At 61.3% G+C, this 24,514-nt stretch carries 18 protein-coding genes and 2 pseudogenes; 13 read left to right on the forward strand and 7 right to left on the reverse strand.

Features of this window, described 5'->3' with window-relative positions; genetic code table 11:
- Positions 1-339 (reverse strand): annotated as a pseudogene (locus N5J71_RS19745) (DDE-type integrase/transposase/recombinase); the annotation flags it as partial.
- A 167-nt stretch (positions 340-506) separates the two neighbouring features.
- Entirely contained in the window at positions 507-3,107 is a 2,601-nt protein-coding gene (acnB, locus tag N5J71_RS19750; RefSeq protein ID WP_279917471.1) for a bifunctional aconitate hydratase 2/2-methylisocitrate dehydratase, read from the reverse strand.
- 545 nt (positions 3,108-3,652) lie between these two features.
- Between acnB and N5J71_RS19755 the strand changes: the two genes are divergently transcribed.
- Positions 3,653-4,129, forward strand: coding sequence for a DUF1289 domain-containing protein (locus N5J71_RS19755; RefSeq protein WP_075747264.1), 477 nt, complete (start codon positions 3,653-3,655; stop codon positions 4,127-4,129).
- A gap of 87 nt (positions 4,130-4,216) precedes the next feature.
- On the opposite strand, the gene N5J71_RS19760 is transcribed toward N5J71_RS19755, so the two are convergent.
- Positions 4,217-5,080 carry a universal stress protein UspL gene (locus N5J71_RS19760; protein ID WP_279917465.1) on the reverse strand — a complete coding sequence of 288 codons (864 nt, stop codon included), beginning with the start codon at positions 5,078-5,080 and terminating at the stop codon, positions 4,217-4,219.
- 157 nt (positions 5,081-5,237) lie between these two features.
- Between N5J71_RS19760 and N5J71_RS19765 the strand changes: the two genes are divergently transcribed.
- The gene (locus tag N5J71_RS19765; protein ID WP_279917466.1) at positions 5,238-5,915 is read left to right on the forward strand and encodes a MiaE family protein; all 678 of its coding nucleotides are present in this window, start codon (positions 5,238-5,240) and stop codon (positions 5,913-5,915) included.
- A 295-nt stretch (positions 5,916-6,210) separates the two neighbouring features.
- Here the strand turns inward: N5J71_RS19765 and lpxH are convergent, their stop codons facing one another.
- Both lpxH and N5J71_RS19775 read right to left on the reverse strand, forming a co-directional pair.
- Positions 6,211-6,939: a UDP-2,3-diacylglucosamine diphosphatase gene (lpxH, locus tag N5J71_RS19770; protein WP_074857298.1), complete on the reverse strand. Its 729-nt coding sequence runs from the start codon at positions 6,937-6,939 to the stop codon at positions 6,211-6,213.
- Positions 6,940-6,943: 4 nt separating this feature from the next.
- Positions 6,944-7,441: a peptidylprolyl isomerase gene (locus tag N5J71_RS19775; RefSeq protein WP_084340402.1), complete on the reverse strand. Its 498-nt coding sequence runs from the start codon at positions 7,439-7,441 to the stop codon at positions 6,944-6,946.
- A 160-nt stretch (positions 7,442-7,601) separates the two neighbouring features.
- On the opposite strand from N5J71_RS19775, the gene N5J71_RS19780 reads away from it, so the two are divergent.
- The 5 genes and pseudogenes from N5J71_RS19780 (at position 7,602) to N5J71_RS19800 (ending at position 13,551) form a co-directional block, all read left to right on the forward strand.
- Entirely contained in the window at positions 7,602-9,266 is a 1,665-nt protein-coding gene (locus N5J71_RS19780; protein ID WP_279533432.1) for a glutamine--tRNA ligase/YqeY domain fusion protein, read from the forward strand.
- Positions 9,266-10,651 (forward strand): cysteine--tRNA ligase, encoded by a 1,386-nt coding sequence (cysS, locus tag N5J71_RS19785; protein WP_074857290.1) that lies wholly within the window; start codon positions 9,266-9,268, stop codon positions 10,649-10,651. The genes N5J71_RS19780 and cysS overlap by 1 nt, the downstream gene beginning before the upstream one ends.
- Before the next feature lie 361 nt (positions 10,652-11,012).
- On the forward strand, positions 11,013-12,329 hold the full coding sequence (gene brnQ / locus N5J71_RS19790; protein ID WP_039964637.1) for a branched-chain amino acid transport system II carrier protein: 1,317 nt from the start codon (positions 11,013-11,015) through the stop codon (positions 12,327-12,329).
- Positions 12,330-12,433: 104 nt separating this feature from the next.
- Positions 12,434-13,168 carry a DUF599 domain-containing protein gene (locus tag N5J71_RS19795; protein ID WP_003460581.1) on the forward strand — a complete coding sequence of 245 codons (735 nt, stop codon included), beginning with the start codon at positions 12,434-12,436 and terminating at the stop codon, positions 13,166-13,168.
- Positions 13,165-13,551 (forward strand): annotated as a pseudogene (locus N5J71_RS19800) (MAPEG family protein). The gene N5J71_RS19795 and the pseudogene N5J71_RS19800 overlap by 4 nt, the downstream one beginning before the upstream one ends.
- A gap of 42 nt (positions 13,552-13,593) precedes the next feature.
- On the opposite strand, the gene N5J71_RS19805 reads toward N5J71_RS19800, so the two are convergent.
- Entirely contained in the window at positions 13,594-13,890 is a 297-nt protein-coding gene (locus tag N5J71_RS19805; protein ID WP_003460576.1) for a hypothetical protein, read from the reverse strand.
- A gap of 173 nt (positions 13,891-14,063) precedes the next feature.
- On the opposite strand from N5J71_RS19805, the gene N5J71_RS19810 reads away from it, so the two are divergent.
- The 5 genes from N5J71_RS19810 to N5J71_RS19830 all read left to right on the forward strand — a co-directional run bounded on the left by N5J71_RS19810 (position 14,064) and on the right by N5J71_RS19830 (position 22,101).
- Positions 14,064-14,543: a PaaI family thioesterase gene (locus tag N5J71_RS19810; RefSeq protein ID WP_278621136.1), complete on the forward strand. Its 480-nt coding sequence runs from the start codon at positions 14,064-14,066 to the stop codon at positions 14,541-14,543.
- A complete protein-coding gene (locus tag N5J71_RS19815; RefSeq protein ID WP_074857285.1) occupies positions 14,540-14,986 on the forward strand; it encodes a PaaI family thioesterase in 447 nt (148 codons plus the stop codon). The genes N5J71_RS19810 and N5J71_RS19815 overlap by 4 nt, the downstream gene beginning before the upstream one ends.
- A 69-nt stretch (positions 14,987-15,055) precedes the next feature.
- Entirely contained in the window at positions 15,056-16,303 is a 1,248-nt protein-coding gene (locus tag N5J71_RS19820) for an MFS transporter (protein WP_104729896.1), read from the forward strand.
- Positions 16,304-16,602: 299 nt separating this feature from the next.
- A complete protein-coding gene (gene htpG / locus N5J71_RS19825) occupies positions 16,603-18,507 on the forward strand; it encodes a molecular chaperone HtpG (RefSeq protein WP_279917467.1) in 1,905 nt (634 codons plus the stop codon).
- A gap of 339 nt (positions 18,508-18,846) precedes the next feature.
- Positions 18,847-22,101: a PAS domain S-box protein gene (locus tag N5J71_RS19830; RefSeq protein WP_279917469.1), complete on the forward strand. Its 3,255-nt coding sequence runs from the start codon at positions 18,847-18,849 to the stop codon at positions 22,099-22,101.
- On the opposite strand, the gene N5J71_RS19835 is transcribed toward N5J71_RS19830, so the two are convergent.
- Positions 22,016-23,410, reverse strand: a complete 1,395-nt coding sequence (locus N5J71_RS19835) for a methyl-accepting chemotaxis protein (protein WP_092375107.1) — start codon at positions 23,408-23,410, stop codon at positions 22,016-22,018. The genes N5J71_RS19830 and N5J71_RS19835 overlap by 86 nt on opposite strands.
- A 247-nt stretch (positions 23,411-23,657) precedes the next feature.
- Here N5J71_RS19835 and N5J71_RS19840 point away from each other — a divergent pair, with 247 nt between their 5' ends.
- Positions 23,658-24,503, forward strand: a complete 846-nt coding sequence (locus N5J71_RS19840; protein WP_424960904.1) for an amidohydrolase family protein — start codon at positions 23,658-23,660, stop codon at positions 24,501-24,503.
- Positions 24,504-24,514: the final 11 nt, after the last annotated feature.

Here is a 24,514-nt window from a genome sequence, read left to right on the forward strand (position 1 = left end):
CGGGTTGATGTCCGGCTCGTAACGATGGGCCTTGCTCACCGCGCTGCGCAGGTTGTCCGGCACCACGATCTCCGGCACCCCGCCGAGGAAGGCGAAGCAACGGGTATGCGAGCCCAGCCAGTCCGGCAGCTGCTGCGACCAGGTGGCTTCGGCGAAGGTGTAGCTGGACGCGCCAAGCACCGCGACGAACACCTGCGCCTGGCGGATCTCGCCGCTGTGACGGTCGATCACCGGCACCGTCTGGCCAGCATAGTCGACGAACAGCTTCTCGCCGACGCGGTGCTCCTGACGCATCACCACGTCCAACTTGCCCTGCCAGGCTCGGTAGTGAGGGGCGAAACCAAGACGAAAGATCCCACGCCAATGATCGTTGCCCGAAGATAAATAGCGCTGCGTACAGAAAACACAAATTTGCCAGTCCGGAGTCAATTCGCACTTTCCCCAAACTGTGCAAAGAACCCATAAAAAAGCCCCGCACTAGGCGGGGCTCCTTTGTAACGCTTGGATCAGGCCTGAACGACCGGGATCTTGGCGTTGGCCGCCGCTTCGCGGAAGTCGGCGATCTGGTCGAAGCTCAGGTAGCGGTAGATGTCGCCAGCCATGCTGTCGATATCCTTGGCGTAGGCCATGTACTCCTCGACGGTCGGCAGTTTGCCGAGAATCGAGGCGACCGCAGCCAGTTCGGCAGAGGCCAGATACACGTTGGCGCCATCGCCCAGACGGTTGGGGAAGTTACGGGTGGAGGTCGATACCACGGTGGAGTTGGCAGCGACGCGCGCTTGGTTACCCATGCACAGTGAGCAGCCCGGCATCTCCATGCGTGCACCGGCCTTGCCGTAGATACCGTAGTAGCCTTCCTCGGTCAGCTGGTGGGCATCCATCTTGGTCGGCGGCGACAGCCACAGGCGCGTCGGGATACCGCCCTTGACCTTGTCAAGCAGCTTGCCGGCAGCACGGAAGTGACCGATGTTGGTCATGCACGAACCGATGAACACTTCGTCGATCTTGTCGCCGGCCACGGTGGACAGCAGGCGGGCGTCGTCCGGGTCGTTCGGGGCGCAGAGGATCGGCTCCTTGACTTCGGACAGATCGATCTCGATGACTTCGGCGTACTCGGCGTCCTTGTCGGCTTCCAGCAGTACCGGGTTGGCCAGCCAGGCTTCCATCGCCTGGGCACGACGCTCCAGGGTACGAGCATCACCATAGCCTTCGCTGATCATCCAGCGCAGCAGGGTGATGTTGGATTTCAGGTACTCGGCGATAGCTTCTTCCGGCAGCTTGATGGTGCAGCCGGCAGCCGAACGCTCGGCGGAGGCGTCGGATAGCTCGAACGCCTGCTCGACGGTCAGGTTGTCCAGGCCTTCGATCTCGAGGATGCGGCCGGAGAAGATGTTCTTCTTGCCTTTCTTCTCGACGGTCAGCAGGCCCTTCTGGATGGCGTAGTAGGGGATGGCATGGACCAGGTCACGCAGGGTGATACCCGGTTGCATCTTGCCCTTGAAGCGCACCAGAACGGATTCCGGCATGTCCAGCGGCATGACGCCGGTGGCGGCAGCGAAGGCGACCAGGCCGGAACCGGCCGGGAAGCTGATGCCGATCGGGAAGCGGGTGTGCGAGTCGCCACCGGTGCCGACGGTGTCCGGCAGCAGCATGCGGTTCAGCCAGCTGTGGATGATGCCGTCGCCAGGACGCAGGGATACGCCGCCACGGGTGCGGATGAAATCCGGCAGGGTGTGGTGGGTGGTGACGTCGATCGGCTTCGGATAGGCCGCGGTGTGGCAGAAGGACTGCATCACCAGGTCAGCCGAGAAGCCCAGGCAAGCCAGGTCTTTCAGCTCGTCGCGGGTCATCGGGCCAGTGGTGTCCTGGGAGCCGACGGTGGTCATCTTCGGTTCGCAGTAGGTGCCCGGACGGACGCCTTCGACGCCGCAGGCCTTGCCGACCATTTTTTGCGCCAGGGTGAAACCCTTGGTGCTGGCAGCAGGCTGGTCCGGCTTCTTGAACAGGTCGGAAGCGCCCAGGCCCAGTTCGGCACGCGCCTTCTCGGTCAGGCCACGGCCGACGATCAGCGGGATACGGCCGCCAGCGCGGACTTCGTCGAGCAGCACCGGGGTCTTCAGTTCGAAGGTGGTGATGACGTCGTCGGTGCCGTGCTTGCAGACTTTGCCGGCGTACGGGTAGACGTCGATCACGTCGCCCATGTTGATGTTCGATACGTCGAACTCGATCGGCAGGGCGCCGGCATCTTCCATGGTGTTGTAGAAGATCGGGGCGATCTTGGTGCCGAAGCAGAAGCCGCCAGCGCGCTTGTTCGGAACGTACGGAATGTCGTCACCGAAGAACCACAGCACCGAGTTGGTGGCGGACTTACGGGACGAACCGGTACCGACCACGTCACCGACGTAGGCGACCGGGAAACCCTTGGCCTTGATCTCTTCGATCTGCTTCAGCGGGCCGATGGCGCCTTGCTGCTCCGGCACGATGCCGTCGCGAGCCATTTTCAGCATGGCCAGGGCGTGCAGCGGGATGTCAGGGCGCGACCAGGCGTCCGGGGCAGGGGACAGGTCGTCGGTGTTGGTTTCGCCAGGGACCTTGAACACGGCCAGGCTGTATTTCTCGGCGATGGCCGGCTTGTTGGTGAACCACTCGCCATCGGCCCAGGATTGCAGCACGGCCTTGGCGTTGGCATTGCCAGCCTTGGCTTTTTCGGCGACGTCGTGGAAGGCGTCGAACATCAGCAGGGTGTGCTTGAGTTGTTCGGCGGCAACGGTGCCCAGGGCGGCATCGTCCAGCAGCTCGACCATGGTGGCGATGTTGTAGCCGCCCTGCATGGTACCCAGCAGCTCGACAGCGCGTTGCTTGCTGATCAGCGGAGAGGTGGCTTCGCCCTTGGCGACGGCAGAGAGGAAACCGGCCTTGACGTAGGCCGCTTCGTCCACACCTGGCGGTACGCGGTTGGTGATCAGGTCTACGAGGAATTCTTCTTCGCCAGCCGGCGGGTTTTTCAGCAGCTCGACCAGGCCTGCGGTTTGTTCGGCGTTCAGCGGCTGGGGCACGATACCCTGAGCGGCACGCTCTGCTACGTGTTTGCGATAGGCTTCAAGCACAGTTATTACCCTCATCAGTGGTCCCAAAGGGTTGTCCGGGACGCGATCCAGATACTCATGACCAGGCGCTTTTCGACTTTATGAGCCGATCAGCCGAGGTTTCATGAGTCTCTTGTAGAAGCTGCTTTCAAAGTTTTACGCCGGCAGGACGGTTTCTGATGAGGGCTGACGCAGACGCTCGGGGGGACTCCAAGTGGCTGCGTCGCCATCGTACCTGCAGGATCGACTGTGCTCGTGACGCTTTGAAAACAGCTTCCAACGGACATTGGCGCCGTAAAAGGCGGGCCGATTCTAATGGAAAGCGCAGATAAAGTTAAGCCGATGTCCCCGTGTCGGCAGGCTGCTGAAAATGTGGGCGAGGCAGGCAATACAAGGCAAAAATGGCCGAAAAAGCGCAGTTTAGCTGTTCTAAATGAGCATTTTGAGGCCGTTTTTAACACAGTAGTGCCAACGCAGGTAGTTTTCGGTGGCCTGTAGGCAGGGGTGATCTGAATTAGACAAAGGGCTAAGATGCCAGGCCATTCTGCTGTCTATTCTGTTTTGCCATGTCCAATCAGCGCATCAAGACGCCTTGTGTGGGGCTGTGTTCGACCGTTTACGGCGATGTCGTGTGCCGCGGTTGCAAGCGCTTCCACCATGAGGTGATCAACTGGAACAGCTACAACGATGACGAGAAGCGTGCGGTGTGGACGCGGCTGGAAGTGTTGCTGGTGCAGGTGATGACCGCCAAGGTGGAAGTGTTCGACGGGCAGCGTCTGCGCGGGCAACTGGAGCAGCGGCAGATTCGCTTCGTGCCGCAGCAGTCGCCTTATTGCTGGGCCTATCAGCTGATCGCGCGGGGCGCGCGGGTGATCAATCAGCTGGAAGCCTACGGCATGGTGTTGCTGCCCGAGTTTCGCTACTGGGCGCTGCCTGAGTTGCGCGATGCCATCGACAGGGAATTCTTCCTGCTCTCCGAAGCGCACTACGAGCGCTATATCGCGCCGAAGTTTCTGCGCGAAGGGCTGGAGCTGCGGGTTTAGCGTTTGTAGGAGCCAGCTTGCTGGCGATCTTTAGCACCACAGATCGCCAGCAAGCTGGCTCCTACAGATGAACATGCGTCCTTGTCGTCAGCGTTGGGCAACGAGCTCTTCGAGGTGGGCGATGATTTCGTCCGGCTTGAGCACCAGTACGTCACATTCCAGGGCGTCGAGTATGATTTCGGCTGTGTTGCCGATCAGTGCGCCGGAAAGCCCGGTGCGCGCGACGGTGCCGATCACCGTGACCGCGGCATCGAGTTGCTGGGCAACCTGCGGAATCACCACGTCGGCCGGGCCTTCGAGTACATGCAGGCGCTCGTCGCTGATGTCGTACTCGGCCTGGAAGCTGCGGCACTGCTCACGGTAGCGCGCCTCGATGGTTTCCTTGAGCTGGAAGGTCGGGTCGGCGGCCGACAGCATTGGCGTCGGATGCGCAGTGACCACGTGCAACGTACCTTTGGCCAGGCCGGCGATATCGTAGCCGTGGCTGACGATGCCGGCATGCAGGGTGCGGTGCTCGCCATCGGCGTTGCCGACGTCCACTGCGGCGAGGATGTTGCCGCCGGTCCAGGGGCGTTCGGTCTTGACCATCAGCACCGGCGCCGGGCAGTAGCGCAGCAACTTCCAGTCTTCCGGGGTGAGAATGGCTTTTTTCAGCGGGTTGTCGGGGACATGCTGCTTGATGACCAGGCCACAGCCCTCGGCTTGCTGTGCAGCGATTACGGTCTGATGCGGGTTGTCATGCCAGGACTGCTGCGACGAAACGCTGAAGCCTTCCTTGCCCAGTTCGCTGCTGAGGTCATTGAGCCAGGCGCTGTGGTCGCCTTTCTTGTCGCAGACTAGCAGGTGCAGGTGTGATTGGGTTACCCCGGCTATCAGTTTGGCCCGTTTCAGTGCGAGGGCTTCTGGGTGTTGGGGATCCATCACCACCAGAATGCTACGGATCGCTTGCATGGTCGTCTCCCTGAGAATGAATAGTGCTTGTTCAACTATAGGTGCGTTGTTGCCAGCGGCTTGTTGACCTGCATCAACGGCGTGCTGGTCGTCCGGCCTGCCACTCGTATAATGGCCCGCCATTTTCAACCTCGCCAGCACCGAGAGCGCTTCAAATATGATGTCAATTACCAAGCATGTTCCGAGTAATGGCGAGGAACCTGTGTCGATTCTGCAGGAAATTCTCGGGTTTCTTGGTGGCGTCGCCACGCCTGATGCCTGGCTGGACGAGGCCTTGCGCCAGCAGGAAATCCTCCTGCTTGACCACCGCAATCTGGAATACAAGGCGGCACAGACGGCCCTGAGCCTGATGGGGCGCTATCTGACCAAGATCGAATTGACCGCGAGAATGTCGCGTTTGGCTCGTGAGGAGCTGGTGCACTTCGAGCAGGTGAGCAAGATCATCCGCGGGCGTGGCATCGAGGTTCGTCATGTTTCCGCCTCGCGTTACGCGGCTGGCCTGCGCGCGTTGCTGCGCGGTGGCGAAGTGGAGCGGCTGGTCGATGTGCTGGTGGTGGGTGCCTTCATCGAGGCGCGCTCCTGCGAACGCTTCGCCGCGCTGGTACCGCGTCTGGATGCCGAACTGGCCAAGTTCTACGCCGGGTTGCTGGAGAGCGAAGGGCGCCACTATCGGGGCTATCTCAAGCTCGCTTACCTGTATGGCGACGCGGCCGATGTCGATGCGCGTATCGAGGTGGTGCGCGCGGTGGAGCAGGAGCTGATCACCACGCCGGATGAGCAATTCCGTTTCCATAGTGGCGTGCCCTTAGAAAGCAGCCGCGAAGCGGCCATCTGATGACCCTCTCCCATTTATGGGAGAGGGTGCCCGAAGGGCGGGAGAGGGTGTTTCAGCCAATGCCGTTTGCGGGGAGACGACTGCAGGGATGCCGGAGGTAGGGCGACGCAGGACGCCAAAGCCGAGGGTGCCCGAAGGGCGGGAGAGGGTGCTTCAGCCTACGCCGCCGCCCTCTCCCCCAGCCCCTCTCCCGCAAGCGGGAGAGGGGAGCAAAGCCCTACAGTGTCGTAGCTCGGATAAATCCGGGGATTTATCGAAAGATCGCCCCGGATTTCATCCGTATATGGGGCTGCGCTCAGGCTGGCGTCAGTTCGAACGGCGCCTGGTTGAAGCCCGTTTCGTCGACCTGCAATGCCCAGCCCTGGTGATCCCAGTCCCCCAGCACGATGCGCCGTGCCGGTTGGCCGTTGACTTCCAGATTATGCACCGCCGGCCTGTGGGTGTGGCCATGGATCAGCGTGCGTACGCCATGTGCGGCCATCACCTTGGCCACTTCTTGCGGGGTGACGTCGACAATCTCGCTGGCTTTCATCCGCGTCTGTGCGCGGCTTTCGTTGCGTAGCTTGCGCGCCAGCTTCTGTCGCGTGCTCAGTGGCAGGTTGCGCAGGATCAGCAGCGACAGCGGGTTGCGCAGCCAGCGGCGCAGCTTCATGTAGCCGACATCAAGGGTGCACAGGCTGTCGCCGTGCATCAGCAGCACGGGTTCGCCATTCATCTGTACCTTGTGCGGATCGCTCAGCAAAATGCAGCCCGCCTCGCGGCAGAAACGCTTGCCGATGAGAAAGTCGCGATTGCCGTGCATCAGGTAGATGCGCGTGCCGGCTTCGCTCAGTTCGCGCAGGGCGCCAGCGATCTCGTGCTGGAAGGGCGTCATGCCGTCGTCGCCGATCCAGACTTCGAAGAAGTCACCGAGGATGTACAGCGCCTCGGCCTGGCGCGCGCGCGTGGCGAGAAAAAGCAGAAACGCCCGGGTGATATCCGGGCGTTTCTCTTCGAGGTGCAGATCGGAGATCAGCAGGATCATCGACTTACTCGGCTACGACTTCAGCCTTCTCGATGATCACGTCGTCCACCGGTACGTCCTGGTGGCCGGATTTCATGGTGGTGGCGACGCCCTTGATCTTCTCGACCACGTCCATGCCTTCGACCACTTCACCGAACACGGCGTAGCCCCAGCCCTGAACGGTCGGCGCGCTGTGGTTGAGGAAGGCGTTGTCGGCGACGTTGATGAAGAACTGCGCGCTGGCCGAATGCGGCTCCATGGTGCGGGCCATGGCGATGGTGCCGACCTTGTTGGCGACGCCGTTGTTGGCTTCGTTCTTGATCGGTGCGCGGGTCGGCTTCTGCTTCATGCCCGGCTCGAAACCGCCGCCCTGGATCATGAAATTGCCGATCACGCGGTGGAAAATGGTGCCGTCGTAATGGCCTTCCTTCACGTATTGCTCGAAGTTGGCCACGGTTTCCGGGGCCTTGTCGGCGAACAGGTTCAGGGTGATGACGCCGAAGTTGGTGTGCAGTTTGATCATGGTCGTATCCGTGATGAGGCAGGTTCGAGTCTGTGGCCCTGAGGTAAACAGCGGTTGTCAGGGTGGTGTGCACCCTGTCAGGGGCTTGACAGGTTGGTTATGATACGGACTTTGCCCGAAGCGGCCTACCCTGTGCCGCGCCAGTATTGTTAAGGACACCATGAGCAAGCCTACCGTCGAAAAAGCTGCCAACTTCCTGCGCCCCATCGTCCAGGCTGATCTGGACAGCGGCAAGCACGCCAAGATCGTGACCCGCTTTCCGCCGGAGCCCAACGGCTACCTGCACATCGGCCATGCCAAGAGCATCTGCCTGAACTTCGGCCTGGCCGAAGAGTTCGGCGGCCAGTGCAACCTGCGTTTCGACGACACCAACCCGGCCAAGGAAGACCAGGAATACATCGACGCGATCAAGGCCGATGTCAAGTGGCTGGGCTTCAAGTGGGCGGGCGAGGAGCGCTACGCCTCCAACTATTTCGACCAGTTGCACGCCTGGGCCATCGAGCTGATCAAGGCCGGCAAGGCCTTCGTCTGCGACCTCAATGCCGAAGAGATGCGTGAATACCGCGGCAGTCTGACCGAGCCGGGCAAGAACAGCCCGTTCCGCGAGCGCTCCGTCGAGGAAAACCTCGATCTGTTCGCCCGCATGAAGGCCGGTGAGTTCCCCGATGGTGCCCGTTCGCTGCGCGCCAAGATTGATATGGCCTCGCCGAACATCAACCTGCGCGACCCGATCCTCTATCGCATTCGCCATGCCCATCACCATCAGACCGGTGACAAGTGGTGCATTTACCCGAGCTACGACTTTACCCACGGTCAGTCGGACGCCATCGAGGGCATCACCCACTCCATCTGCACCCTGGAGTTCGAAGATCACCGCCCGCTGTACGAATGGTTCCTGGCCAACCTGCCGGTGCCGGCGCATCCGCGTCAGTACGAATTCGCCCGCCTGAACCTGAACTACACCATTACCAGCAAGCGCAAGCTCAAGCAGTTGGTCGATGAAGGCCACGTCAAGGGTTGGGATGACCCGCGCATGTCGACCCTGTCCGGCTACCGTCGTCGTGGCTACACGCCAGCCTCAATCCGCGCCTTCTGCGACATGATCGGCGTCAACCGCGCTGGTGGTCTGGTGGATATCGGCATGCTCGAGTTCGCCATCCGTGACGACCTGGATGCCAACGCCGCGCGCGCCATGTGCGTGCTCAAGCCGTTGAAAGTGGTGATCACCAACTACCCGGAAGGGAAGGTCGAGAACCTCGAACTGCCGCGTCATCCCAAGCAGGACATGGGTGTACGCGTGCTGCCGTTCTCCCGCGAGATTTACATCGACGCCAGCGATTTCGAGGAAACTCCGCCGGACGGCTTCAAGCGCCTGATCCCTGGCGGCGAAGTGCGCCTGCGTGGCAGCTACGTGATCCGCGCCGACGAAGCCATCAAGGACGCCGCCGGCAATATCGTCGAACTGCGTTGCAGCTATGACGAGAACACCCTGGGCAAGAACCCGGAAGGTCGCAAGGTCAAGGGCGTGATCCACTGGGTGCCAGCGGCCGAGAGCGTCGAATGCGAAGTACGTCTGTACGACCGCCTGTTCCGCTCGGCCAATCCGGAGAAGAGCGAAGAGGGCGGCAGCTTCCTCGACAACATCAATCCCGAGTCGCTGGTGGTGCTCACCGGCTGCCGCGCCGAGCCGTCCCTGGCCCAGGCCAGCGCTGACGACCGCTTCCAGTTCGAGCGTGAAGGCTACTTCTGCCTGGACAAGGATTCGACCGCTGACGCGCTGGTGTTCAACCGTACCGTCACGCTGCGCGATTCGTGGGGTCAGTAATGGCACTGTCGATCTACAACACGCTGAGCAAGGCCAAGGAACCGTTCAAGCCGCTGGAAGGTAATAGCGTGCGCATGTACGTGTGCGGCATGACCGTCTATGACTTCTGCCATATCGGTCACGCCCGGGTGATGGTTGCCTTCGACGTCGTCACCCGCTGGCTGCGCCAGCGCGGCTATGACGTGACCTATGTGCGTAACATCACCGACATCGACGACAAGATCATTCGCCGGGCCAACGAGAACGGCGAGCCGTTCGAGGCGTTGGTCGAGCGCATGATCGCGGCGATGCACGAGGACGAGGCGCGCCTTTCCGTGCTGCGCCCTGACATCGAGCCGCGTGCCACCGGCCATATCGCCGGCATGCACCAGATGATCCAGACCCTGATCGACAAGGGCTATGCCTACGCGCCGGGCAATGGCGACGTGTATTACCGCGTCGGCAAGTTCGTTGGCTATGGCAAGCTGTCGCGCAAGAAGATCGAAGACCTGAAGATCGGTGCGCGCATCGAGGTCGACGAGGCCAAGGAAGACCCGCTGGACTTCGTCCTGTGGAAGGGCGTCAAACCGGGCGAACCGAGCTGGCAGTCGCCTTGGGGCGCAGGGCGCCCGGGCTGGCACATCGAGTGCTCGGTGATGTCCACCTGCTGCCTGGGCGAGACCTTCGACATTCATGGCGGCGGCCCGGATCTGGTGTTCCCCCACCACGAGAACGAGATCGCGCAGAGCGAGGCGGCCACCGGCAAGCAGTACGCCAATGCCTGGATGCACGCCGGCGCCGTGCGCGTGGATGGCGAGAAGATGTCCAAGAGCCTGGGCAACTTCTTCACCATTCGCGAGGTGCTGGAGAAGTACCACCCGGAGGTGGTGCGCTACCTGCTGGTGTCCAGTCACTACCGCAGCCCGATCAACTACTCGGAAGAGAGCCTCAAGGAAGCCAAGGGCGCCCTGGAGCGTTTCTACAATGGCCTCAAAGGCTTGCCGGAAGCCGCGCCTGCCGGTGGCGAGGCGTTCGTCGAGCGCTTCGGCGCGGCGATGGACGACGATTTCAACTCGCCGGAAGCCTGCGCCGTGTTGTTCGAGATGATCCGTGAGGTCAACCGCCTGCGTGAGTCCGACGTGCAGGCTGCTGCCGGCTTGGCTGCCCAGCTCAAGCAACTGGCCAGCGTGCTTGGCGTGCTGCAACTGGAGCCAGAGGCCTTCCTCCAGGCCGGTGCTGCCGGCAAGGTCGATGCAGCAGAGGTCGACGCACTGATCGCTGCACGCCTGCAAGCGCGTGCGGAAAAGAACTGGGCGGAAAGCGACCGCATCCGCGATCAGCTCACCGCCATGGGCGTGGTGCTGGAAGACGGCAAGGGCGGTACCACCTGGCGCCTGGCCGAGTAAGCCCCGCGCTCAACGACAAAGGCCGCTTTCGCGGCCTTTGTCGTTTTTCGGTCTCTTGCGCTGTGAGCGAGTTGCCGAGTCCCATAAGGAGCGATCCAGGTAAGGGGCGAAAGTGTGGTGGTCAGATTTCCCATAACTTTTGCCGATGCGACAGTCAGTTACGCCAGTTCGACAGCTCGTCCGCCAACTGTGCTGCTGGCGGGCACTTTTCGTTAGTATGTGCGCCTTATCGTGTCCGTGGCGCCACAAGTGCCTGGCGATGCCTGCAGTGGTTCGAGCCAAACGCTCGGGCGACGTTTCCCCCGATCCCTCAAGGAAACCCCTGCAACTCTTCGATTTCCTGCTTGTGGTATTTCCCTTTATGACTCGTTTGAAAGGCTCGGACCTCCTGGCCCTCGGTTTCATGACCTTTGCGTTGTTTCTCGGCGCAGGCAATATCATCTTCCCGCCCAGTGCTGGTCTTGCCGCCGGGGGAAATCTGTTTCCCGCAGCACTCGGTTTCCTGCTGACCGGCGTCGGCTTGCCGCTTTTGACTGTGGTGGCCCTGGCCCGAGTGGGCGGCGGTATGGATCGACTCACCGCTCCCCTGGGTAAGGTGGCGGGTGCAATCCTCGCGGTAGCGGTTTATCTGGCCATCGGTCCGCTGTTCGCCACGCCGCGTACCGCCGTGGTGTCCTTCGAGATGGGCATTGCGCCATTCACCGGTAACGAAGGGGCGCCGCTGCTGATCTATACCCTGGTGTATTTCGCAGCCGTGCTGTTCCTCTCGCTCAATCCCGGCCAACTGGTCGACCGTATCGGTAAATTCATCACGCCGGTACTGCTGGCAGCGCTGCTGGTGCTGGGCGGTGCTGCGCTGTTCGCGCCGGCAGGCGAGATTGGCGTGGTAGCCGAGAGCTACCGCGAAGCGCCGCTGGTGCAGGGCTTCCTGCAGGGCTACCTGACCATGGATACACTGGGCGCGCTGGTGTTTGGCATCGTGATCGCCAGCGCCATTCGTGACCGTGGTGTCAGTGATGCAGGCCTGGTGACCCGTTATTCGATAATTGCCGGCGTTATCGCGGCCATCGGTCTGTCGCTGGTGTATCTGGCGCTGTTCTATCTCGGTGCTACCAGCCAGGGCATCGCCGGTGATGCTCAAAATGGCGTGCAGGTGTTGACCGCCTACGTGCAACATACCTTCGGCACCCCTGGTAGCCTGCTGCTGGCGGTGGTCATCACCCTGGCCTGTCTGACCACCGCTGTTGGCCTGTTGACTGCCTGTGGCGAGTTCTTCAGCAAGCTGCTGCCGGTTTCCTATCGTACGGTAGTAATCGTTTTCGGCCTGTTCAGCCTGGTGGTGGCCAATCAGGGCCTGACCCAACTGATCAGTTTCTCGATTCCGGTTCTGGTGGGGCTGTATCCGCTGGCTATCGTGCTGGTTGCATTGAGCCTGGCCGATCGCCTGTGGGTTTCCCAGGCGCTGGTTTTCGTGCCGGTGATGGCCGTTACGCTGGTCTTCGGTGTTGCCGACGGTGTTGCCGCGACCCCATGGGCCGACAAGGTCCCCGCCTGGTTCGGGCAACTGCCTCTGGCCGGTCAGAGCCTGGGCTGGCTGCTGCCGGTGGCGGTGACGCTGGTTCTGGTGGTGGCGCTCGACCGCCTTCTGGGCCTGCGTCAGAGCGCTACCACTGCGTAATAGACCCTCGAAACAAAACAAGGCTGCCCACGAGGCGGCCTTTTTGTCGAACAAGAAAACAGACAGCCTGGCTATAATCTGCAGCAGTCTTACAAGGAGTTGGCATGCTCAACAGCTATCCGTACCTGCCTCATTTTCTGGCCGCACTGTGGTTCGTTCTGTGCTGGGGCGGCTACACCCGCTATGCCTTCTCGAAGGCGCGAACCACACCCTGTCTGGCCAGCGTCCTGCACCTGTACCGTGAAGACTGGATGCGCCGCATGCTGATGCGTGACAATCGCATTGCCGACGCCAACGTGATTGGTAACCTCGAGCGCAACGCCTCGTTCTTCGCCTCCAGCACGCTGATTATCCTGGCCGGCATCCTCACCGTGCTGGGTGCCTCCGACCGCGCCCTGTCGTTGCTGGCCGACATTCCTTTCGTGCAACAGGCCAGTCGTGGCCTGTCCGAGATCAAGTTGCTGTGCCTGTGCATCATCTTCGTCTATGCCTTCTTCACCTTCAGCTGGTGCATGCGCCAGTACAACTTCGCCGCGGTGCTGGTGGGGTCGGCGCCGATGGTGGGTGAACGGCATGTCACCGAGCAGGAGCGCAAGGCTTTCGCCGAGCGCACAGCTCGGGTGATCTCGATGGCAGCCAACCAGTTCAACTTCGGTTTGCGCGCCTACTATTTCGGTATGGCAACCCTGGCGTGGTTCATCAATCCCTGGTTCTTCATGCTGGTGACTGCCGGTGTGGTCGTGGTGCTGTATCGCCGCGAGTTCCATTCGGATGTGCTGGAAGTGATGGTGTATACCCCAACGCCGGCCGTCGAGGTGGCCAAGGAGAAGAGTGAGTGAGCCTGCCGTTCTGGTGTGTATTCATCAGCGCCTTGTTGATCTTCATCGCCAAGGCCCGGTGGCCAGGGCCATGGCCGAGGAGGGCGGTGGTCGTTATGACAACCATCACCCGCGTGCCCAGCAGGCGCGTCTGACGGGTTTCGGCGCGCGTGCCCTGGCGGCGCATTTGAATAGTATCGAGGCCTTCCCACTGTTCGCGGCAGGTGTCGCACACCACGCAGACATACGGCTTTCTGATCGACATTCTCGCCGTCACCTTCGTCGTCAGTCGGGTGCTGTATCTGCTGTTCTATTGGTGGGATCTGCACTGGCAGCGCAGTCTGGTATGGGTGGTGGGCCTGGCCTGTAGCCTGCTGCTGATGATCAGCCCTGCGCTGAAATGAAAGAAGGCCCGCATTGCGGGCCTTCCTGATTCTCAGCGGAGGTTACTGGCCGTCCACAGCGTCTTTGGCTTCGTCGCCGGCATCCTCGATGGCATCGGCCGCATCGCTGGCCGCATCCTCAATTTTCTCGCCAGTGGTAGGTTCATTACCCAAGGCTTCGTTGGTCTTCTGTTCGATGGCATCGCCGGTGTCTTTGGCGGCATCGCCCAGGTTCTCCATCGCTTCGGAGACTGACTCCTTGGCCGACTCCATCTTGTCTTCCGGGGTTTTCTCGCAGGCGGCGAGACCCAGGGCAGTGGCAAGCAGCAGGGCATAAGTCAGAGGTTTGTTCACGGTCATCACTCCATGTGTGAGAGTTATAAGTGGCTGGGCTTACCCCAGAGCACACAGTCACTTTGAATGTCGGCGCTGCCAATAAGTTCCCTTGGCCTTGAAGGCTGGCCCGGACGGGTGTCAGTCCGGGAGCAAGGCGCTATCATGCGCAGCCTTTTTTGCGGCAGAGCAGCAGTGTGATGAGTGAGCAGTCGATCGAGGAGCGGGCGCAGCGGTTTCTGGCCTTGCTACGTCATTGTCAGGTGCTGGGCATGAGTGTTGAGTCGGCCGATAGCAAAGGACTGACGCTGCGCTTGCCTTACGCACCGCATATTGTCGGCAACCCGGACACCGGTGTGATCCACGGTGGCGCCATTACCACGCTGATGGACACCACCTGCGGTATCTCCACGGTCTGCGTGCTGCCGGAGTTCGAAATATGCCCGACCCTGGATTTGCGCATCGATTACATGCACCCGGCCTTGCCCGGCAAGGACGTCTTTGGTTTCGCCGAGTGTTATCGGGTCACGCCCAACATTATCTTCACTCGCGGCTATGCCTATCAGGACGACCCCGAGCAGCCAATTGCCCACGTGGTCGGAGCCTTCATGCGCATGGGCAAGGCCGTGCAGGGCGGCGCTGAGCTGAAACGCAATATCCGGCAAGGCGGTGGCGCATGAGCGAGTTGAGTCTGGAGCAACTGGTAGCGCGTGCGCACCAGCAGAACGATTATGACCCGCTGATCAGTCTGATCCCCTACGCCAAGCTACTGGGCATCGAATGCCTGCGTCTGGGCGACGACATGGTCTTTCGTCTGCCAGCCAACCACGACTGCATCGGTAACCCGGTATTACCGGCGCTGCATGGCGGCGTAATCGCCGGATTTATGGAGCATGCAGCCATGCTCCATCTATTGATGTTCATGGGCATTCCACATTTGCCCAAAATCATCGACTTCTCGATAGATTACCTGCGGGCCGGCCATTATCGTGACACCTATGCGCAGTGCCAGGTCTGGCGGCAGGGGCGTCGGGTGGCCAACGTGGCGATCACCGCCTGGCAGACCAGGCAGACCGAACCGATTGCCACCGCCCGTACCCACTTCAAGGTCGATGAGCCCTGAGTCGTTGAGACTTGCCCGGCAATTGGAGCGGATCGGCAGCGCAGCGAAATCATAACAAGGACCCTGTAGATGGATGCGTTGCTGATAATTGGTGGCCTGGTAATGATGCTGGCCGGTCTGGTATGGCTGGTCATGCGGGCGTTCGCCACCAGCCTGTTGTGGGGCTGGGGCAGTCTGATCCCACCGATCACCCTGATCTACATCGTGCGCCACTGGCGACGAGCGCGTAGCGCGGTCACGCTCATCGGGCTTGGCGTCATCCCGCTGGTGGTGGGCTTGACCTTGCTGGCGAGCAAGGATGCCGAACGTCTGGCGGCGATCGTCCGTCTGGACTGGCTAAAGCCCGAAGTGCAGGCGCCGGCCGAGCTTGCCATCGAGCTGGACGGTGAGCTCAACGGCCAGCCATTTCACCCGCAGCAGGGTGAGCTGATCGATGGCGTGTTGGTGCTGCGCGAAGGCCTGGATTTCTTCGCCCTGCGCGAACTGAGTATCCGCCTGCCGCAGCCAGTCGAGGGTTCTGTACGTATCGACGTGCTGCCCCAGGACAGCGGTAACCTGCCAGAGGTCGAGCTGAGCTGGCTGTTGCCGGAGCAGGATCTGCCCGAGGCGCGTCGCCTGAGTCGTGGCTACACCCTGCATCTGGACCTGCAACCGCAGGAACCGAATCGGCTGGTCGGTGATTTCCATCTGGTCATGCCGCCACGCTTCAAGACCAGCCTGAGTGGTCGGGTCGAGCTGTACCGTGATCGCCTGCGCTATGTGGATGGCAAGGTCGATACCCGGTACGACTCCAATGACACCATCGCCCATCTCCTGCAGGACTATCTGCAACGACGTTTCGCTACGCGCGACGTGCGCGAGTTGAAACTGCCGGTGTTCACCTTCGAGGGCGATACCCTGGAATTGCAGGTTGACGCGCAGATCGACGGGCGTAACGAGCGCTTGCCAATTCGTTTGCACAAGCGCTCTGAGCAAGGCTGGATGGTGGAGGGCGATCGCTTCCCGGCATTGCCCTCCGTTGCGGCCAAGCAACCGGCACAACAAATTGAAGCGACTGCCGTCGAGGAGCGCCTGAGTCGTCCGGTCGACCGTCGTCAGCGTTTCAGCCTGGCGCATTTGCAGCGCAACCCGGAACAGTACCGCAACCTCAGCATGCGCCTGAGCCGCGCCAGTGGCGGCACGGTGGAGGGACGTTTTGCCGGGCTCGACGCCGACGGCAGCATTCGCCTCTCTCAGCAAATGGGCAGTGGCGGTGGCCAGGCCAGCTTCAGTTTCAAACCGGAAGAAATCGGTCGCCTGGAACTGCTGGAGCCGTAGGGCGGGTGCAACCCGCCATATTTGGCTTGCGGATGGTTTTTACCTGCCCGAGACGATGATGCGCCTGCTCCAAGCCCTTGAAGTTCATCCAGCAGGCCCCATCTGTAGGTCATCGCCGCATGGGGACTTCTAAAAACGTAGGCGAGGCAGCCAGCGCAAGGCAAAAACAGGCGAAAAAGCGGAGTTTACGAGTTGTAAATGAGCATTTTGAGCCTGTTTTTAACGCAGCGATGGCAACGCAGGTAGTTTTTAGAGGTACCCCATAGCGGTTCCTGTCCTACAGATGGAGTTAGCAGACCATGAGTGTGGAAACTCAAAAAGAAACCCTGGGCTTCCAGACCGAGGTGAAGCAACTGCTTCACCTGATGATCCATTCCCTGTACTCGAACAAGGAAATCTTCCTGCGCGAGTTGATCTCCAACGCGTCAGACGCCGCTGACAAGCTGCGTTTCGAAGCGCTGGCCAAGCCGGAGCTGCTCGAAGGTGGCGCCGAACTGAAGATCCGCCTGTCGTTCGACAAGGATGCCAAGACCGTCACCCTCGAAGACAACGGCATCGGTATGAGCCGCGAGGAAGTCATCGCGCACCTGGGCACCATCGCCAAGTCCGGCACTGCCGACTTCCTGAAAAATCTCTCCGGTGACCAGAAGAAGGATTCGCACCTGATCGGCCAGTTCGGTGTGGGTTTCTATTCGGCCTTTATCGTTGCTGATGAGGTCGAGGTCTTCACCCGTCGTGCCGGTCTGGCTGCTGCCGAGGGCGTGCACTGGTCGAGCAAGGGCGAGGGCGAGTTCGAGGTTGCCAACGTCGAGAAAGCCGAACGCGGCACCCGCATTGTCCTGCACCTGAAGAGCGGCGAAGAAGAATTCGCCGATGGCTGGCGTCTGCGCAATATCGTCAAGAAGTACTCCGACCATATCGCGCTCCCAATCGAGCTGCCGAAAGAGCACTATGGTGAAGAAAAGGACAAGCCTGCCGAGGTCGAGTGGGAAACCGTCAACCGCGCCAGCGCCCTGTGGACCCGTCCGCGTACCGAGATCAAGGACGAGGAATATCAGGAGTTCTACAAGCACGTTGGCCATGACTTCGAGAACCCGCTGACCTGGAGCCACAACAAGGTCGAAGGCAAGCTGGAGTACACCTCGCTGCTCTACGTGCCGGGGCGTGCTCCGTTCGACTTGTACCACCGCGAAGCACCCAAGGGCCTCAAGCTCTATGTGCAGCGCGTGTTCATCATGGACCAGGCCGATCAGTTCCTGCCGCTGTACCTGCGTTTTATCAAGGGCGTGGTCGATTCCAACGATCTGTCGCTGAACGTTTCCCGCGAAATCCTGCAGTCCGGTCCGGTCATCGACTCGATGAAGTCGGCGCTGACCAAGCGCGTGCTGGACATGCTGGAGAAACTCGCCAAGGATAAGCCGGACGACTACAAGACCTTCTGGAAGGCCTTCGGTCAAGTGCTCAAGGAAGGTCCGGCGGAAGACTTCGCCAACAAGGAGAAGATCGCCGGCCTGCTGCGTTTCGCCTCCACTGCCGGCGAGGGCGACGAGCAGTCGGTGTCGCTGGCCGACTACCTCGGTCGGGTCAAGGAAGGTCAGGACAAGATCTACTACCTCACCGGCGAGTCCTACGCGCAGATCAAGAACAGCCCGCACCTGGAAGTGTTCCGCAAGAAAGGCATCGAAGTACTGCTGCTCACCGACCGCATCGACGAGTGGCTGATGAGCTACCTGACCGAGTTCGATGGCAAGCAGTTCGTCGACGTGGCGCGTGGCGACCTGGATCTGGGCAAACTGGACTCGGAAGAAGACAAGAAGGCCCAGGAAGAAGTCGCCAAGGCCAAGGAAGGGTTGATCGAGCGGCTCAAGGGCGCGTTGGGAGAGCAGGTGGCCGAAGTGCGCGTCTCCCACCGCCTGACCGATTCGCCGGCGATTCTTGCCATTGGCGAACAGGATCTGGGGCTGCAGATGCGCCAGATTCTCGAGGCCAGCGGACAGAAAGTGCCAGATGCCAAGCCGATCTTTGAGTTCAACCCGGCGCACCCGCTGATCGAGCGCCTGGATGCCGAGCCGGATGAAGATCGCTTCACCGATCTGTCGCACATTCTCTTCGACCAGGCCGCGCTGGCTGCCGGCGACAGCCTGAAAGATCCCGCCGCCTACGTGCAGCGCCTGAACAAGCTGCTGGTGGAACTGTCCGCCTGATCTGCCAGGTACTGGAACAAGCCCGCTTCGGCGTAATGCTGTTCACTTAAGGTTGCACACGTTTGGCTCCCCTCTCCCATTTATGGGGGAGGGGCTGGGGGAGAGGGCTGAAAACACCGCAAACCTGCCAGTTTTCCCCTCTCCGAACGCGGCCCGCCCTAACCCTCTCCCCAAAGGGGCGAGGGGACTCATCGCGTCCGACCATTTCTTATGTGAACAGCATTCCTGCTTCGGCGGGCTTTTCTATGGGAATGATTGAACGGCTTTAATTGACAAGCTCAGCCCTGTCGTTTCAGATGCTGGCAATTGGCTGGCTTTCTGCCGGCGCATCGGGGTTGTATGTCGATTATCGAGTTGTTCTTCATCATGGGCGCAGACCCAGGCGTCCTTGTGCTCAGCAGCTACGATGCTCCGCTCGTGCTGCTGTCTCTGGCCATTGCCGTCTTCGCTGCGGGCATGGCTTTGCAACTGGCTGGCGAGGCGCGCGAAAGTGCGCATCCAGTGGCCAGGCATATCACCATCTTCACCGGTTCGCTGGCACTGGGTGTCGGCATATGGGCCATGCACTTTCTCGGCATGCTCGCCTTCGAGCTGTGCGCGGCAGTGCGCTTCGATTTTGGCATCACGCTGCTGCCGATGTTGCCGAGCCTGGCGGCGTCCTGGGTGGCATTGAGTCTGCTTTCCCGGCGTGAGCTCAGCCTGCAGCAGCTTTGCGTCGGAGGGCTACTGGTCGGTGCCGGTATCGGCGCCATGCATTACAGCGGTATGGCGGCGATGCAGATGGCGCCGCTGTTGCGCTATGACCCCTGGATGTTTGCCCTGTCCATCGTCGTGGCTGTCGCGCTGGCGATTCTCGCGTTGTGGGTGCGCTTCGGTCTGGAAGGGCGTTTGCCGACGCCCTGGGCGCTGCTGCTCAGCGCCCTGGTAATGGGCCTGGCCATCAGTGGCATGCATTACACCGGCATGGCGGCTGCGCGTTTTGTCGGCACGGCGGAATCCGAAGCGCCGATGGCAGTGGTCGACAGTGGCTACATGGCTCTCGCCATCACGCTGCTGACCGTGGCGCTTACGGTGTTCGTGGTAGTGGTCAATACCTTGCTGCGCTACCGCCGCATGAGCCTCCAGCTCAAGGCCAGCGAACAGCATCTGCGCTCGATCTTCGATACCGCGCTGGATGCCATCGTCACCGTTGATCACACCGGCACTGTGCGCTCGGCCAATCGTGCGGTTTCGCGCCTATTCGGCTGGTTACCGCACGAGCTGGTGGGCATGCACATGCGCTCGCTGATGCCTGCCAGCCATGTCGAACAGGTGGAGGTACTGCTGGAGAGCTACCTCAGAACCGGACGCCTGACGATGCCGGCGGGCGAGCAGGAGCTGGTGTGCCTGACTCGAGAGGGTGAAGAAAAACCTGTGCGCATCAGCGTTGGCGTTACCCATTCAGGCAGCCGGCCGCTGTTTGTGGTATTCGTCGCCGACATCAGCGAAAGACAGGCCATGGAGAGAGCCCTGCGTGACAGCGAGCAGCAGTACCGCTCGTTGATCAGCAACATTCCTGGTGTGTCGTTTCGCTGCATGCTGGACCGGGACTGGACCATGATATTTATCAGCGATGCGGTGCAGACCCTCACGGGGTGGAGCGCGGACGACTTCATCAGTCGCCGCTGTTCGATTGCCGATATGTATCACCCGGACGACTACCAGCGGGTCGTTGACGAGGTCGTTCAGGCCATTGAGCTAGGGTGCAACTATACCGTCGAATATCGTCTCTTTGATCGTAGCGGAACCGAGCACTGGATATGGGAAAGTGGTAGCCCGGTTTGCGACGAGAATGGCATGCCGCGCTGGATCGACGGCGTGTTGCTCGACCAGACCGAAACCAAACGGCGCAATGCAGAGTACGAGGGCAAGGTCACCGCGATCAGCAAGGCGATGGCACTGATCGAGTTCGACCTCGACGGCAATATCCTAGAGGTCAATGACAATGCGTTGGCGTTGTTTGGTTATGAAAAGGAGGAAGTGGTAGGGCGCCATCACGGTATGTTCTGCGCTCCTGAGCTGGTAGCAAGCGATGCCTATCGCCAGGGTTGGATGGATCTGCGTGCAGGTCATTTTCGTGCAGGCGAATACCACCGCTTTGGTAAGGGCGGACGGGATGTCTGGATTCAGGCCAGCTACAACCCGATCCTCGACACCGACGGCAAGCCGTTCAAGGTCGTCAAGTTGGCAACCGACCTGACCCCGCGCCGCGTCATGGAACAGGATCTGCGGGCTGCCCGTGATCGCGCCGAGACCGCCGCTGCCGCGCGCAGCAGCTTCCTGGCCAACATGAGTCATGAAATTCGTACGCCGATGAATGCCATCATCGGTTTTACCGACCTGCTGCTGGAAACGCCGCTTTCCAGTGAACAGCGTCGCCATCTGAGTACCGTGCAGCATTCGTCGCGTTCATTGTTGGGCTTGCTCAATGACATCCTCGACACGGCCAAGCTCGACCGGGGCGCCATCGAGCTGGAGCAACTGGATTTCTCCCTGCGCGAACTGTGCGAGCAGGTGCTCGCAACGCAGCGCCTGACGGCCGAAAGCAAAGGCCTGCAACTGCATCTGGATTACCCGGCAACGACCAACGAGTTCTTCTGCGGGGACCCACTGCGATTGCAACAAGTGCTGACCAACCTGCTCGGTAATGCGGTCAAGTTCACCCTGCACGGCGAGGTTCGCCTGAAAGTGACGGGGGAGCCGGGCGCGATGCGCCTGGCGGTGAAAGACACCGGCATTGGTATCGCAGCCGACCGCCTGGAGAAGATCTTCGAGCCGTTTGCCCAGGCCGATGCGTCGATGAGTCGACGTTTCGGTGGTACCGGACTCGGTACCACCATCTCTCGGCAATTGGTCGAGTTGATGGGGGGGCGCTTGCGGGTCGAAAGTACAGAAGGGCAGGGCAGTTGCTTCAGCATCGAATTGCCGCTGCGCGCCGGCAAGCGCTTGGCGTCGCAGCAACGCGCCGTGCTGCCTGAACTGGGGCGGCTGAATATTCTGGCGGCCGATGACGTGCCGCAGAACCTCGAATTGTTGCAACTGACCCTGGAGCATTTCGGCCATCGCGTACACTGCGTCGCCGATGGTGAAGGCGCACTACAGGCGTTCACCCAGCAGCGTTTCGATCTGATCCTGATGGATGTGCAGATGCCGGGTGTTGACGGCCTGGAGGCGTCGCGACGAATCCGCCAGCTGGAGGCCGCCGAGGCGCGAGAGCCGATTCCGATCATTGCTCTGACCGCCAGCGTACTTGATCAGGACCGTCAGGCGGCGTTGGACTCGGGGATGAATGGTTTCGCCTCGAAGCCTTTGGATCTCAACGCACTGCTTTGGGAAGTTGCCCGTCTGCTGGGTCTGACCGATGTGCCCGGCGCAGTGGTCAGTGCCACTCGTGTCGCCGACGACGGCCTGTTCGACTGGGTTCGCGGCAGCAGCCTGTGGGGCGGGCCGCTGCGTATGGCTCAGGCGATCACACCAGCGCCGAGAGCCTCACGTCCGCTCCCAGCACACGCAGCAGTTGCCCGCGCTCATCGACAATGGGGACTGAAACGGTAAAGCAGAAGTCGTCTGTGGCCGAGGAGCGGTAGACCTGGGTGATATGACTCTCCATGCGCTCGGCCACGGCGCGGAACCAGGGGCGTTGGCTCCAGTCGCGGCCGCGACAGCTGGCATCCTCACCGTGCGCCACATCGGCGGCGAAGACGTTCTCGGAAATCTGCACGCCGCGGCTGTCTACCAGGTAGAACAGCTCGAAACGGCTGTCGCGCGTCAGCGTATCGGCAAGCAGTCGTTCGGCCGCTGTCACATCGCTGGCCAGCTCGGGGCGTTTGGCCAGTTGTTCGACGCTGGCGCGCACGGCTGCGTGAATTTCCAGGCGGAAGTCGCCGAGCCCGGCGAGCAGGCGATCACCGTCTTCGCGCACGGCCTTGCTGTGATGCAGCACCTGACCAGCCTTGCCAAGCAGCTCGCCAGCGACCTGGGCGATGTTTTGCACATCACCGTTGATCGAGCGCACCGCCTGGCCGATCTGCTCGGTGCCGGCGGCGATCTGGCCAACCTGAGCGTCCAGGCGATCCATGGCCTGGCGCGTGCTGTCAAGTCCGCCGCTGACGGCGAGAATGCCGGCGCGGCCGTCGGCCACCGCCTGGTTCATGTGCTGGCCGGCACTGCCGAGCTGCTGCATGCCCTCGCGGAAACGTTCGATGATACCGCTGACCTGGCCGGTGGCATCGGTGGTATGGCCAGCCAAACGCCGCACCTCCTCGGCGACCACGGCGAAGCCCCGACCATGTTCACCCGCGCGTGCGGCCTCGATGGCGGCGTTCAGGGCGAGCAGATTGGTCTGTTGGGAGATGCTGGCGATCACGCCGATGACCTTGCTCACTTCATCGAGCTGTCCGGCCAGTTGCTGGATCACCTGAGCCAGTTGCGCCTCGCTGGCATCGATCACTTCGACTTGCCGTAGTACCGCCTGGCCGCTTTGCTGGCATTGGTTGAGGGTGGCGGAAACCTCGGCGGACAAGCGCGCGACTTCGCCGGCGCCGGGCACCAGCTCGGCGTCCAGTGTGGTGGTGACCTGCTCGCTGGCGCTGGCGATCAACTCCGATGACTGTGCCAGCGTCTGTCCGCTTTGTTGGTTGGCAGCGGCGATGCGCGCCAGTTGAGGCGCATGCGCGGCGATGCCGACGGCGGCGCCGAGGCTGGCGCGGATACGTTGCTGGAGGCTGGCGCTGAAATCATTCAGACGCACCATCCACTGGTAGTCCGCCGGGAGGCGAGTCGTGAGGTCGTGCTGTTGGAACAAAGCGTCCAATGTGGCCTCGTCCTGGGCCTTGCGGGTTGGCTTGCGCAGCAACTGCAACATGATGATTCCCCTGTCTGGTCTAACTCGGACACTGCAAGCGAGGTGCCATCATTGGCTGACGTACCCATGGCCGTTTCAGGCCGTTAGCCAGCTATTAATGTTCCGGCTTGGTGCGACCTCTGGTTGCCTGCTTCTTTTGAGGGCGCTGATGCGAATGGCGTGGGGTGATCTCCGAACTTGCCGGGTCGCTCGGCGGTCTATGCTGCTCGTACCGTCAGGAGGACTCGCCTTGCTCACATCTCGAACGATGCCATGGATACTCGCGCTCAGTGCCGCTATCGTCTGCAGCGCCCAGGCCCGCGAATACCGCTACAGCGACGCCCACCTGCACTACGTCGACTTTTTCCAGGAAAGTGCCGGCATGGACGAACTGCTGGAGAAAATGGCGGAAAACAACGTCGATCATGTGATGTTCTCCGGTATTCCGGTGGCCAAGAAATGGGACGAGGACGAGCCCAAGCGTCCGCGTTATTACGCCGGTGATGACGCCAATGCCTATTGGTACAGCGCTACCGACGTGTTCATCGCGGCCGCCTACAAGCGTCTGCCCGCCGAGCAGCGCAAGCGCTTCCATCCCTTTCTGTCCGGCTTCAATCCCAACGACAAGAACGCCGATGCGCACATCCGCCGTATGCTGGAGCTGCACCCCGGCCTGTGGCAGGGCATCGGCGAGGTCTTCACCCGTCACGACGACCTCACCGCGCTGATCCACGGCAGTGCGCCGCGCGCCAACAACGAGGCGTTGGCGCGGGTGTTCCACCTGGCCGCCGAGTATGACCTGCCGGTGATGCTGCATTCGAACATCACCTCCAAGCGCGAGCGTGAACCGCTGTTCCTGGAGGAAATCGAGGCGCCGCTGCGCAACCACCCGCATGTGCGTTTCATCTGGGCGCATGCCGGCACCAGCGCCGAGATTCACCGTCATCAGGAGAAGCTCGACTTCCTCCTGGAGACGGTCGAGCGCATGCTCGGCCAGTACCCGAATCTTTATATCGACCTGTCCTGGACCATGTTGCGCCCCTATCTGCTGGACGCGGACGGCAAGCCTGATCCGAAATGGGTGCATCTGGTCAGCAGTGTATGCGCTCCATAGACTCCATCTTC

This window comes from Ectopseudomonas oleovorans, assembly GCF_029845265.1.
Taxonomy (GTDB): Bacteria; Pseudomonadota; Gammaproteobacteria; order Pseudomonadales; family Pseudomonadaceae; genus Aquipseudomonas; species Aquipseudomonas oleovorans.